This is a genomic window from Bifidobacterium sp. WK012_4_13 (assembly GCF_041080835.1).
GTDB classification, from domain to species: Bacteria; Actinomycetota; Actinomycetes; order Actinomycetales; family Bifidobacteriaceae; genus Bombiscardovia; species Bombiscardovia fermentum.
Genome location: NZ_CP129683.1, coordinates 2,396,811 through 2,409,045, shown reverse-complemented (window position 1 = coordinate 2,409,045; position 12,235 = coordinate 2,396,811). Strand labels below are relative to the sequence as shown.

Annotated in this window: 11 protein-coding genes; 7 read left to right on the top strand and 4 right to left on the bottom strand. The window is 54.8% G+C overall.

Translation table 11 applies throughout. The annotated features are described in order from the left end of the window. Nucleotides 1-27: 27 nt before the first annotated feature. The gene (gene dnaG, locus QN062_RS09750; protein WP_369341599.1) at nt 28-2,091 is read right to left on the bottom strand and encodes a DNA primase; all 2,064 of its coding nucleotides are present in this window, start codon (nt 2,089-2,091) and stop codon (nt 28-30) included. A 455-nt stretch (nt 2,092-2,546) separates the two neighbouring features. Continuing rightward, complete coding sequence (locus QN062_RS09745) at nt 2,547-3,593, bottom strand: D-2-hydroxyacid dehydrogenase (RefSeq protein WP_369341598.1); 1,047 nt, start codon at nt 3,591-3,593, stop codon at nt 2,547-2,549. 162 nt (nt 3,594-3,755) lie between these two features. On the opposite strand from QN062_RS09745, the gene QN062_RS09740 reads away from it, so the two are divergent. From QN062_RS09740 to gndA, 7 genes are all read left to right on the top strand, one after another. Then, nucleotides 3,756-4,322 carry a gluconokinase gene (locus QN062_RS09740; protein WP_369341597.1) on the top strand — a complete coding sequence of 189 codons (567 nt, stop codon included), beginning with the start codon at nt 3,756-3,758 and terminating at the stop codon, nt 4,320-4,322. Nucleotides 4,323-4,424: 102 nt separating this feature from the next. Next, the gene (locus QN062_RS09735; protein ID WP_369341596.1) at nt 4,425-5,237 is read left to right on the top strand and encodes an IclR family transcriptional regulator; all 813 of its coding nucleotides are present in this window, start codon (nt 4,425-4,427) and stop codon (nt 5,235-5,237) included. 310 nt (nt 5,238-5,547) lie between these two features. Next, nucleotides 5,548-7,083 carry an MFS transporter gene (locus QN062_RS09730; protein ID WP_369341595.1) on the top strand — a complete coding sequence of 512 codons (1,536 nt, stop codon included), beginning with the start codon at nt 5,548-5,550 and terminating at the stop codon, nt 7,081-7,083. Next, nucleotides 7,080-7,856 (top strand): SDR family oxidoreductase, encoded by a 777-nt coding sequence (locus QN062_RS09725; protein WP_369341594.1) that lies wholly within the window; start codon nt 7,080-7,082, stop codon nt 7,854-7,856. The genes QN062_RS09730 and QN062_RS09725 overlap by 4 nt, the downstream gene beginning before the upstream one ends. Before the next feature lies 1 nt (nt 7,857). After that, nucleotides 7,858-8,925 carry a zinc-binding dehydrogenase gene (locus QN062_RS09720; RefSeq protein ID WP_369341593.1) on the top strand — a complete coding sequence of 356 codons (1,068 nt, stop codon included), beginning with the start codon at nt 7,858-7,860 and terminating at the stop codon, nt 8,923-8,925. 15 nt (nt 8,926-8,940) lie between these two features. Beyond that, a complete protein-coding gene (locus QN062_RS09715) occupies nt 8,941-9,702 on the top strand; it encodes a fumarylacetoacetate hydrolase family protein (RefSeq protein ID WP_369341592.1) in 762 nt (253 codons plus the stop codon). A gap of 172 nt (nt 9,703-9,874) precedes the next feature. Continuing rightward, a complete protein-coding gene (gndA, locus tag QN062_RS09710) occupies nt 9,875-11,317 on the top strand; it encodes an NADP-dependent phosphogluconate dehydrogenase (RefSeq protein ID WP_369341591.1) in 1,443 nt (480 codons plus the stop codon). Between the two features lie 137 nt (nt 11,318-11,454). On the opposite strand, the gene QN062_RS09705 is transcribed toward gndA, so the two are convergent. Together QN062_RS09705 and QN062_RS09700 are read right to left on the bottom strand one after the other, a co-directional pair. Continuing rightward, entirely contained in the window at nt 11,455-11,736 is a 282-nt protein-coding gene (locus QN062_RS09705) for a type II toxin-antitoxin system YafQ family toxin (RefSeq protein ID WP_369341590.1), read from the bottom strand. Continuing rightward, nucleotides 11,729-11,980 (bottom strand): type II toxin-antitoxin system RelB/DinJ family antitoxin, encoded by a 252-nt coding sequence (locus QN062_RS09700; protein ID WP_369341589.1) that lies wholly within the window; start codon nt 11,978-11,980, stop codon nt 11,729-11,731. Before QN062_RS09700 ends, QN062_RS09705 begins: the two co-directional genes overlap by 8 nt. Nucleotides 11,981-12,235: the final 255 nt, after the last annotated feature.

Here is a 12,235-nt window from a genome sequence, read left to right as displayed (position 1 = left end):
TGCAACATGGATCACTCAGCCGATCACTCAGCCGACGGTATTGCCGAAAATCTGTGCCTGAAGATCCTTCCTGGCGGTTTCCATCGTCGTGATGCTACCCAGAAGCTTGAATTTCTCCTCACCATCGGGCAGACGGTTCATGCGTGACTTGGCGTAGGCGATTTTCCTCATGAATCCCATGTCGAGAAGTCGGACGAGCAGCTCTGAGGCGTATTGCTTCTCAGTGTCGCTTGCGGGACGCAACTGCACGGCCGCGGCTGTGTGGGCAGGCTGCTCGTCGCTCGCGCGTTCGGAGGTATTTTCAGTGTCAGGCTGCGGCAATGGCAACGGCATGACCGCAAGCTCATTGATCACCGGTTCAAGCGCCGGCCCGGCCCCCTTGATCAGATTATGCATCCACAGACCTTGCGGCATATCTTCAGCGGGAAGTCCTCCAACCGTTTCGAACACTTGGAACAATGAGCGGAATACCGGCGTGACGAAGCTCTCCTCCGAAAGCTGCTGCGCCATGTCGGCATTCACAGCGCGCGGAATCTGAATCAGGATGCCCATGAACTGCTGTTCGCAGATGAACACGGCATCGTCGATCTTGAAATACCCTTGCTGCATGGCGTCCTGCCGCTGCAGTCCTCTGCGCTGAGCCATCTGCGCATTCGCCATCGCCTGAGTACCGCGCTCCGGCTCATAGCGTTGCCGGGAAGGGCGCACTGCATAGGCATCCTCGTCGCGCACATGGGCCTGTCGCCTGGCAGCCATGGTCTCCCGCGACATGAGTTCGCCTTCAACACCAATGTGTCTTGCGGCCTTGCGAGCATACATATCCACCAGCGATCGGTCGCGAATCTGGGCGATGATCGGCGCCACAGCCTTGACCGCGCCCATGCGCCCGGTCGTGTATTGCGTGCCGAAGGCGTCGATGGCGGTGTCGATCACAAAGTCATAGAGGGGCTGTGGCTTCTCGACCAAGGCCCGCACCGCAGCGTCGCCTCGCTGTATGCGCAGGTCACATGGGTCGAGATTGTCGTCCGCCACGGCGACGAAGGTCTGCGTGAGGAAGGAGCCGTCAAGCCCGAAGGCGTGAAGCGCCGCCTTCTGCCCCGCCGCATCGCCATCGAAGGTGAAGATGACGCGGGATCCCTTGACAGGACCGACAAGCTGAATGCCACCAAGCGAATCGTCGGCGATCAAGCGCCGCACGATCTTCGCGTGCTCCAACCCGAAGGCAGTGCCGCATGTGGCGACAGCCGTGTCGATGCCTGCCAGATGACAAGCCATCACATCGGTATAGCCTTCGACGATCACGACCTGGCGCTTCTTCACAATCGCCGTTTTAGCCAGATCAATCCCGTACAATACTTGGTTTTTGCGATAGAGCTGGGTATCAGGGGTGTTGATGTATTTCGCCTGAATCGTATCGTCGTCAAACAGCATGCGTGCGCCGAAACCGAGGGTCCGGCCCGTAGAATCACGAATCGGCCAGGTTACCCGCCCACGGAAATAGTCATAGATGCCGCGCTGACCCTGACGGGCCAAACCTGCATCGAGCATCTCCTTCTGCGTGAATCCCTTGGAAGCCAAGTGGCGCACGAGATTGTCCCAGCCACGAGGCGCGAAGCCACATCCGAACTGCTCGGAATCAGCCTGAGAGAAGTTTCTGCCCCCAAGCAGCTTTCGCGCCGCGAGCGCGTCACTCGTCATGATCTGCGAGACGAAGAAGCGCTGCGCCTCCTCGTTCGCCTCCAGAAGCCTTGAACGGGTCGAGCCCTGAGGCTTCTGCGGACCTTCGGAATCGTAATGCAGTTCGATATGGTACTTGTCGGCCAGAATGCCTACGGCCTCGCCGAAACCGACATTCTCGTGCTCCTCGACGTAGCCGAACAGATCGCCGCCGCGCCCGCAGCCGAAGCAGTGCCAGACGCCCATCGTGGGACGCACCGAAAAGCTCGGCGTCTTCTCGTCGTGGAATGGGCAGAGTCCCATGAAAGTGCCCGCGCCGGAAGCCTTCAAGGTCACGTCTGCAGACACGATGTCATACAGGTCAGCGGATGCCCGCACCTTCTCGATATCCTCTTTAACAATCATCCCTGCCATACGCTTCACCTTAGCCGAATATTCGGATACCGCGCGGCGCATTCGAGATGGGCTTCATCCGTCACACATGGTCGCAAGCATGCGAATGCCGTTATTCGCATGCGTTCCATCAATATTGAAGATCCATGCAGGAGACTGGCCTAATGCGAAGGTTCTTGCGAACGAACGGCTCTTCCCATCCACGAAGGAGATGGGCATGCAAGTTTTTGAATTCACGTCACATTGGTGATGCCCACATTGGTGATGCCCACGTTGGTGATGTCCACGTTGGTGATGTCCATGAGAAATGGCGCAACATGAGCAGATCAGGGAAAATACAGGCATCTCGAAGCACTCGTTGAGCGAGTGAATGCAGCATGTGCATATCCGTTCAGTTCTGCCAGTTTTCATGCAGGCCCGATTTCAGCGGCGCGCAATGAATCACGTCGATTGCGCTCCGCCGGAATCATCAAATATCAGTAGAATTCGACTGTGTTGACAACATTCTTCAGCGGTTTTCCATCGAGGAATCGAGTGGCATTATCCGCGAACAGTTCGGCAATGAGTCGTTCCTCGTGAGGACTGTTCGCTGCCGTATGAGGACTGACGATCACGTTGGGCATATCCCACAATGGACTCGATTGCGCAAGTGGCTCAACCGCAAAAACATCGAGGGCCGCGAAGCCAATCTGCCCTGAACGCAGGGCATCGATGAGCGCAGGCTCATCGATGACCGTGCCACGACCGATTGATGCGAGAATCGTTCCCGGTCGAAGCGCCGCAAATACGTCTGCGTTTACGAGTCCGTTGGTGGCAGCAGTTCCGGGAAGTGTATTCACAATTGCATTGGCGTGAGATGCCGCTTCCAAAATGTGACTCGAATCAAACACCTTATCTACGAACGGCACAGAATCAGTCCCACGGTCGACGCCGATGACCGTGGCTCCAAGAGCTGCTGCCTTGCGGGCAATTTCACGTCCAAGATGGCCGAGCCCAAGAACGAGGATGGTCAGTTCACTGACCTGTTCCATCGGCCAGCGCCCGGACCATTCCTTGCTCTTCTTCTGACTGAGGAGCTTAGGAAGGTTCTTCGCTCCAGCGAACAGTCCGAAAAGAGCAAATTCTGACAGAGGCCCTGCATGGACTCCAGAACCTGTGGTGAAGATTACGCGATTGAGTTCCTCCTGAGTAAGCCCTGCTGCCTTGACTTGCGAGCCACCGCCTGCTGCCATGATCTGGACCCAGCGAAGACGCGGATTCGATCGAATGGCACGGGCCAATTCTTTGGGCTTGACGTCTGGGATTCCATAGAGAACGTCAGCGGAATCAATGAGTTCGTGGAAGCGCTGTTCCTGTTCGGGGGTTCGATGGAACGAAGGATCACCTTCATAATCTGCGGCCCATCTCATCGGCGGCAGGAGGGAGTCGTCCTTGATGAGTTCCAGACGGGGTTCACGAGACTCAATAATGTGCAGGTCTTCATCCTTGAGTGGTGTGGCTACCACGACGCGTAAGTGTGACATTGTAATCCGGCTTTCTTCATGTTGCATCTTTGGGACATGTCCGCTGTGGAGCGGATGCCTTCATCATACTCGATGTTCTACATGTTGAACAACGTTCTGTATGTTGTTTTTTGTGATATGATTTTTTCCATGACCTATCAAAGAGGAATCGGTCCTTCACATTTGGCATCACATACTTCCAAGGGACTTTCGACGAGCCACGCAGCTCCGCGTCAGAAGTCAATCCGGCATGTTGTCATCATGGGCGCGTCGGGAGTAGGCAAAACGACGGTCGCGACCCTGCTCGCCGAACGTCTTAACGTGCCATTTGCGGAAGGTGACGACTATCACACTGACTACGCGCGCTCCAAGATGTCTCGCGGGATTGCACTCACCGATGAAGATCGTTGGCCTTGGCTGCATCGCATCCGGACATGGATGGACGAACAGGAACTCGAAGGCCATGGCAGCGTCATCGCCTGCTCCGCCTTACGCCACTGCTACCGTGATGTTCTGCGCGGAACATCTGGAAACGTGTGTTTCATCGAATTGGATCTCGATCCAGCCATGGCAGAGAATCGGATGACCCAACGGACTGGACACTATATGCCCGTCTCCCTTTTGAAATCGCAATTGGCAACTCTCGAACCTCTGCGGAGTGACGAGTCTGGTTGCATCATTGCGGCACAATGGCCACCGGAACGCATCATCGATGCCGTTGTCACCTGGCTGGCTTCGAAAGACAAATGAGTTGGCATCCTATCGATTCCACTCTTAGCGTCCACGTATACTGAAAAAGATGCCATGCGCACACTGCGAGGCACAGGACGACACTTAGGGAGCGGCACCGATATGACGGCGGACAGAGGAGATTCCGACAATGTAGCGAATTTGGCACCTGCCGCTGCTCGTGCAATGCGAATTCTCGATGTGCTCGCCGAATCACGAGGAACCGCCTTGTCGCTTACGGAGATCGCCGATCGTATCGGTGCGGCGAAATCCTCGACCTCAAATATCTGTGTCATTCTTGAAGCTGCCAGAATGATCCGACGAGACTCACGAGGTTTCGTGCTCGGTCTGCGTACCGTGGAATTAGGTGGCGCATACCTATCATCCTTCGACGAGATCCGGGAATTTTATAGGCTGTGCACGGAATCCGAGGTCTTGCGTCATCGGCTTGTACAGCTTGCTACCCTCGAAGGACATGACGTTCTCTACCTCGCCCGGTATGAAGGTGCGACGCCCCTCGTTCTGACTGCTGCGGTTGGCGATCGTTTTCCTGCGTCCGCCACCGCATTAGGCGGCGCACTCCTTATGGTGCTCACACCGGAACAGATTGCGATGCGATATGAGGGCGAACAGAATCTCCCCATTCTCACGGAGCATTCGACCCCCACGGTCAAGGACCTTCAAGCGAAGGTGCAATCTGCCAGAGACCGCGGATACAGCATTGACTACGGCGAGGTGTTCTCCACCGTTTTCGGCATTGCGGTTCCCATCCGACCGCAGCTTAGGGATGGTCAGCCCATGGCCGTTGGCGTTTCAATCATCGAACGCAGGCGCGATTCCATACCAGACCAGGCCACCATCGATGAAACCGTCGCCGCCCTACAAGACATGGCCCACGCACTCGGCAATCCAATGTCTTGTAATGCAATGAAGTAGTTCGGTCATCGGGCAGCGGCTCAGGACGCATCTCCACTCACTCTGAGAGACTGTTGCCTCAGCAGAGGCATATCTGATTCATGCAATCATCGCAGCTTGCAACATCATCGACGCATGAAGCTCTTCGAACATCGCACAGCCTGCCTTCGAATGAAGACTCGATGATCCAAATGTTCAATATGTTGTACGTCATTCAATAGGGTATACACTGACGTTACCACGGAGACGATGATGCTTCGCGACGACGTAGCTCTCAGCGAACAGTCGGCACTCTGTGAGTTTGTATACATTCTGCAAGGAGGCAGACAATATGAACGGTTATGGAACGCAATCGAATCCGCTTGAAGGCTCAGATGCACCTACTGATAAAGAACGCGAATATGAGGCCAATCTCAGAAGAGCAACGCTTGCCACATCAGCCGGAAGCGCTCTGGAATACTACGATTTTGCACTGTACGGTCTGGCATCGGCACTGATTTTTGGGAAGCTGTTCTTTCCTGCTCTCCCTTCCAGCCTCGCACTGATAGCATCGTTCGCCACATTCGGGGTCGGCTTTCTCGCCCGTCCCCTCGGGGCCCTCGTCTTTGGCTCCATAGGTGATCGCCTTGGCCGTAAACAAGTGCTCATCACTACCATTCTGCTGATGGGAGGTTCCACTACACTTATTGGACTGCTTCCCACCGGCGAACAGATCGGCATGTGGGCTCCAATTCTTCTTGTGCTCCTGCGTTTGATTCAGGGCTTCGGCGCGGGTGCGGAACAGGCGGGGTCTACGACTTTGATGGCTGAATATGCGCCAGTCAGGAGTCGGGGCTTTATTTCAGCGCTCCCCTTCGTCGGCATCTATCTTGGAACTCTCCTATCGTCCGGCGTCGTCGCACTGGTCTCGCTCGCTCCCGATTCGGTACTCATGTCGTGGCTATGGCGCGTTCCCTTCCTGGTCTCAATCATGCTGATTGTCTTAAGCGTATGGATCAGAGAGAGGCTGGCCGAAAGTCCGACATTCGAAACGCTCAAGAGTGAAGACAATGTTTCGGAACATCCACTCAAAGAACTTCTTGCAGATTCAAAGGGAATGGTCCTCAAGGGAATAGGGCTGCGCATGGCCGAGAATGGTGGCTCATACCTTTTCCAGACACTTGCGGTATCGTTCGCCGTCACCTACGGGCTGACAAAGACCTGGGGATCGCTTGCCGTTGCAGTCGCCTCCGTCGTTGCTTTGTTCACCGTGCCTTGGGCAGGGCATCTCTCTGACATATATGGTCGTCGTATCGTATACAGAATTGGTGCAGCAGTAGTTGTCCTCGTGTCGTTCCCTGGATGGTATCTGCTTACTAAGGGGAGCATAGCCGCAGCTATGGTGATTATCACCATAGCGATCAGTTTCGGTGTATGCATCATGCTCGGCTCGCAATGCGCATTCATGCCAGAGCTGTTCGGCAGCAGACGTCGATACATCGGCGTTGCCGTTTCACGCGAAGTGTCAGCAGTTCTCGCAGGTGGCATTGCACCGATTCTCGGTTCTTGGCTTCTCTACGTGACGCACGAGTCGTGGATCGCGCCGGCCGTCTATGTGGCAGTGCTGGGCTTGATCACCTTTGTCACGACTTTCTTCGTTCCAGAAACGAAGGGCCGGGACCTGTCTGCCGTTGAAGATGCCGGGCAGACGAGCAAGGCATCCCCTTCCAATGAAAGCATCGCCTTTACCAACATCGCCGTTAAGAAGACGTCGATGGCAGAGGAGTCTCGCACCGCGATTCTTGGCACCATAGAGAATCCCATCCCCGCCATCACCACCGCAGAACACACTGATATCAAGAACGCTGCAAAGGAGCAGATCGCATGAAAGTAACATCATCATCATTTAACATTGCCGGGCGCAAGGCACTCGTCACAGGATCGAGTCGCGGCATTGGATTTGCCCTTGCACGCGGACTCGCCAAGGCTGGAGCGGATGTCGTCATCCATGGGCGTCATGCACAGGAAGTAGAGAGGGCAGCCCAATCTATCCGCGACGAGACACAGGCAACGGTACGGACGGCAACTTTTGATATCACGGATGAGCATGCCGTCGCGGATGGAGTGGATTCAGCGATCGAGGCACTTGGCGGACTCGACATTCTCGTCAATAATGCTGGAATACAGATCCGTCATCCTTTGACAGAATTTCCTGCAAAGGACTGGAATGCCGTGGTATCCGTCAATCTCACCGGTGCTTTCCTTGTCGCTCAACGTGCAGCTCAGACGCTGATAGAACAGAAATCAGGCAAGATAATCAACATCGCTTCTGTTCAGAGTCGTCTCGCCCGCCCAGGGATAACGCCATATTCCGCCACCAAGGGTGGAATAGTCATGCTCACTCGCGGACTGTGCGCCGACCTGGGGCCCTCTGGAATCCAGGTCAATGCGCTTGCACCGGGATATATCCAAACGGAACTTACCAAGAGTCTTGTAGAGGATCCTGCATTTACCGCCTGGGTACAAGGACGCACTCCGGCAGCTCGCTGGGGCCAAGTCGAGGATCTTGTCGGGACACTCCTGTTCCTGTCCTCACCGGCATCTGACTTTGTCAATGGACAGACCCTATTCGTTGACGGCGGAATGACGGCGGTGGTCTGACATGTCTTCTCAATCAATGAACGCTGTCGTAGTCCGTGGTGCAGGCGATTTGCAAATCGAAAAGCGCCCGATCCCGATACCACACACAGGTGAAGTACTTATCCGCGTAAAATACGCTGGAATATGTGGATCCGATCTCCATTACTATCACGAAGGAAGCGTGGGTGCGTTCGCAATACGGGAACCGCTTGTCGTTGGCCATGAGATCGTTGGCACGGTCGAACGCGATACCCGTTCCGGCGCGGATACCCTTCCCCACAACACCCCGGTAGCCATCCATCCTGCAACTCCAGGGATGGCGCTACCCGGTCTCGAGGATCGTCCGAGCATCTGGCCTGGAAGCCGCTATCTGGGAAGTGCCGCCACACAGCCGCACACCCAGGGCGGGATGAGCGAATTCATCGTTGTCCGCTCGGATCAAATCAGGGCACTCCCCGCTGGCCTGCCATTACGTCGTGCCGTTCTCGCCGAACCTCTTGGCGTGGCTCTTCATGCACTCAACCGCGGTGGTGGGGTAAGGGGCAAACGGGTCCTTGTCTCAGGTGCCGGACCCGTGGGATTGCTCGCAGCGGGAGCAGCCGTTGCACTTGGCGCGTCACAGGTCGCATCGAGTGATGTCATTCCTGAGCCTCTTGCTCGAGCGGCAGCCCTCGGTGTTACCGACACATACCTCATTGACAGGAATGGCGGCAACCCGCCGAAGCAATCCTTCGACCTCGTAATCGAATGCTCTGGATCACCGTCAGCCGTCTCAACTGCCATTGCATCGGCAGTGCCGGGAGGAGTCGTCGTTCAGGTAGGCATGTTACCAGCGGGATTGATTTCCGTAGACCTGTCCCAACTCATCTCGCGCGAAATCGACGTGCGTGGAGCATTCCGCTTCAACGATGAGATTACCGAGGCTGTTACGCTGCTCGCCTCTGATGACGATCTCGAGCAGATTGTCACGGATGTCTTCGGTCTCGACGAAGTCGTCGCCGCATTTGACCGAGCCGCGGATGCGAAAGCATCAGGAAAAGTTGTCATTGACCTTTCCGAACCATCGACACCGACGATTGACAAAAGATAACAAGAAAGAATTCAAATGAAACTTGCACGCATCAGCACTGTTCATGGTCCAGCTCCGGCGGTTCTTGAAGGAGAATCATGGGCTGTGATACGAGATATGTTCGATACAGAGCTCATCAAGACTGGAGAAAGGATTCCTCTAGCGCAGGCACGGCTCCTGGCCCCCACCGTTCCACGTATCGTTCTTGGAATGGCCCATAACTCAGGACCAGAAGATCGCAAAATCCCTCCTCAGGCATTTTCCAAGTCGTCACGCACCGTTGTCGGCCCGGGAAGTCCGATTGAGATTGATACCGGCTTAGGCGCAGTCAATATCGAAGGTGAACTGGCCATCGTGTTTCGGAACTTTGCACGTAGACTTTCACCGGAAGAAGTCCCTGCAGCAATACTCGGAGCAACGATAGGCAACGACGTCACTGCCATTGACCAGATTCCCCTTGATGAGAAAATGACGCAGGTCAAGAATGGAGATGGCTTTACCCCTCTTGGTCCCGTTATCGAGACGGATATTTCCTGGGATAATGCGCCGATTGACGTTGCCATCGATGGTGTGCAGGCAGCGTCGGGATCGACTGCCGGCCTCGCATGGACCATTGCCGAGCAGGTGTCCTACCTCACCAAGTATCTGACATTCGGGCCAGGAGATGTCCTTCTCACAGGTTCGCCGCAGACCGCTGCGCCGGTTATGCCGGGGCAAAATGTAAGCATCACCATCCCCCAGATCGGGACGCTCGAGAATCCAGTTGTCGCACTTTCGGGTTCAGCATCACAATCCTGATCGAGTATTTGAGTATTTGAGTATTTGAATACTGCAGGATTATCGGATCAAGGCTTGGGGTGCATGAGACAGCCTCGTGCACCCCAAGCCGTCATTGTCACGAATAACAGTCATCAGGCAGGGCATCCATCAGAAAACCTGCCCCCAGGCACACATATGGAAAGGTCAAATCATGGTGCAAGCACAAATCGGCGTGTACGGACTCGGAGTGATGGGAGGAAATCTCGCAAGAAATCTTGCTCATCATGGCAATTCGGTCGCTGTATTCAATCGCACTCCCACACGAACGCGTCATCTGATCACAGCTCACGGGTCGGAGGGAACATTCGTCCCAGCAGAGACAATCGAAGATTTTTTGGCAGCACTGAAACGGCCGCGCACTGTTATCATCATGGTCAAAGCGGGAGCGGCGACGGATGCGGTCATCAAGGAACTTGCAGACGCAATGGAACCAGGAGACATCATCGTAGATGGTGGAAACTCGTATTTCAAAGACACGATCCGTCGAGAGAAAGAAGCTCGTGCCCAAGGATTGCACTTCGTCGGCATGGGTATCTCAGGTGGGGAGGAAGGAGCGCTCAATGGTCCATCCATCATGCCCGGAGGCACGGAGGATTCCTGGAAGGTCCTTGAACCGATCCTCAAGTCCATTGCAGCAGTCGCAGAAGGGGAACCGTGTGTAACGCATATCGGCGAGAACGGCGCCGGCCATTTCGTGAAAATGGTGCACAATGGCATCGAATATGCTGACATGCAATTGATCGCAGAAAGCTATGACCTACTCCGCCGTGGTATGGGAATGACGCCATCACAGATCGCTGACGTGTTCGCACAGTGGAATCTGGGAGAACTGAATTCGTATCTGATTGAGATAACGTCCGATGTCTTACGACAGGTGGATGCACGAACAGGATTGCCATTCGTGGATGTCGTACTCGATGAGGCTGGCATGAAAGGCACAGGCACGTGGACGGTGCAGACAGCCTTGGACCTTGCCATTCCGGTAACGAGCATCTCCGAGTCAGTGTTCGCCAGAGGATTGTCGGGCCAGAGCGCCCAGCGTGCCGAAGCCCGCAAGATCAACCTGCCAGGTCCTGATTTTTCGATAGCACAACAGAACGAGGGGACTTTCGTGGAGGAAGTGCGCAAGGCCTTGTATGCATCAAAGATAGTCGCATATGCTCAGGGATTTGATGAGATCGCCGCCGGAGCGCAACAATATGGCTGGAACATAGACCTGGGAGCGGTAGCCCGCATCTGGCGTGGAGGCTGCATTATCCGTGCCGAATTCCTGGACCGGATCTCAGATGCGTATGCCTCGGGCAGGCAAACAACCTCTCTCCTATTCGACTCCTCCTTCAGAACGGTGATAGGCAAGGCGCAAGACTCATGGCGCGCAGTGATCTCTCTCGCCACCCAAGGAGGAATCCCGATACCAGGGTTCACCAGCTCCTTGGCCTACTATGACGGCTTGCGCTCACCGCGTTTGCCAACATCGCTCATTCAGGGGCAACGTGATCTTTTCGGCGCTCACACGTATCGCAAAGTCGGCGTACCAGGTGTTTTCCATACGCTATGGGCCGATACTGACCGTCAAGAGATTCAACAGAACTGAGCTCTACGTCTGCCAGGTCCCATCCAAAGGAGGCCTGGCAGCCTAGGCATCATCAACATACGGTAGAACGAGATGACCGTGGCGAGGCACGATGATCAAGCGCAGCTTGGGATTGCCCGGGGTCAATCGCACTCGGGTCAGAATAGGTCGTCATGGCTTCCGGTGGTGATGACCACCAGAGTCAGCGTGTCATACTCGATCTTATAGATCAGAAGCCAGTCGGCTTGGATATGGAGCTCTCTGAAGCCCGCGAGCTCACCTTTGAGCGCATGGTCGCGGTACTTAGTAGCAAGCTTCTGAGCATTATTCAGCATGATGCTACGAATGGCATTTTTCAAAAGAGCTATGTCATAGTGCTTACGTTTCAGCTTTTTCACTTGTCGCAGGAAAGAAGCGGGGCGCTTGATGTATTTAAGCATCACGAATCTCCTTGATAAATTCCTCCAGGCTTTCAACTTTCTGCGCCGGTTCGCTTGCAGCATCGAGAACCTCACGCTCGAATCGACTCAAGCCAGGCCGGAATGGCAAGCGATGCTCGCTGATGGTCTGACGCAGGAACATGTTGATCGCGGTGCTCATGTCCATTCCCATTGATTTGAACAGTTTCTGAGCCTCGCGCTTCGTCTCCTCGTCGGTACGAATCGCAATCGTCGTAGTACTCATTTCTCTCACCTCCTTTCCTCACTCGTCATGCATTTACAATGCTATTGTATACCATTTATACATATGATACTTATACATTGAACATACAATAAATTTCAGATTTCGCATTCAACAGACTCAACTTGCAAGTTTTTGGCACTTGGCCAAGTACAAACCGGCGAAAACGGCATCACGGTGGTCTGATTCAAGCCGATTTGGAGCGTTTATACTTTGCCAAGTGCCAAAAACTTGCAAAGTGGGCTCACCATACGATGG

What these genes read in the sequence shown, in the direction of transcription:
- QN062_RS09715 (WP_369341592.1), top strand. Translation starts at nt 8,941, where the DNA reads ATGAAACTTGCACGCATCAGCACTGTTCATGGTCCAGCTCCGGCGGTT.
- QN062_RS09725 (WP_369341594.1), top strand. Translation starts at nt 7,080, where the DNA reads ATGAAAGTAACATCATCATCATTTAACATTGCCGGGCGCAAGGCACTC.
- QN062_RS09705 (WP_369341590.1), bottom strand. Translation starts at nt 11,736, where the DNA reads ATGCTTAAATACATCAAGCGCCCCGCTTCTTTCCTGCGACAAGTGAAA.
- QN062_RS09745 (WP_369341598.1), bottom strand. Translation starts at nt 3,593, where the DNA reads ATGTCACACTTACGCGTCGTGGTAGCCACACCACTCAAGGATGAAGAC.
- gndA (WP_369341591.1), top strand. Translation starts at nt 9,875, where the DNA reads ATGGTGCAAGCACAAATCGGCGTGTACGGACTCGGAGTGATGGGAGGA.
- QN062_RS09720 (WP_369341593.1), top strand. Translation starts at nt 7,858, where the DNA reads ATGTCTTCTCAATCAATGAACGCTGTCGTAGTCCGTGGTGCAGGCGAT.
- QN062_RS09735 (WP_369341596.1), top strand. Translation starts at nt 4,425, where the DNA reads ATGACGGCGGACAGAGGAGATTCCGACAATGTAGCGAATTTGGCACCT.
- QN062_RS09730 (WP_369341595.1), top strand. Translation starts at nt 5,548, where the DNA reads ATGAACGGTTATGGAACGCAATCGAATCCGCTTGAAGGCTCAGATGCA.
- dnaG (WP_369341599.1), bottom strand. Translation starts at nt 2,091, where the DNA reads ATGGCAGGGATGATTGTTAAAGAGGATATCGAGAAGGTGCGGGCATCC.
- QN062_RS09700 (WP_369341589.1), bottom strand. Translation starts at nt 11,980, where the DNA reads ATGAGTACTACGACGATTGCGATTCGTACCGACGAGGAGACGAAGCGC.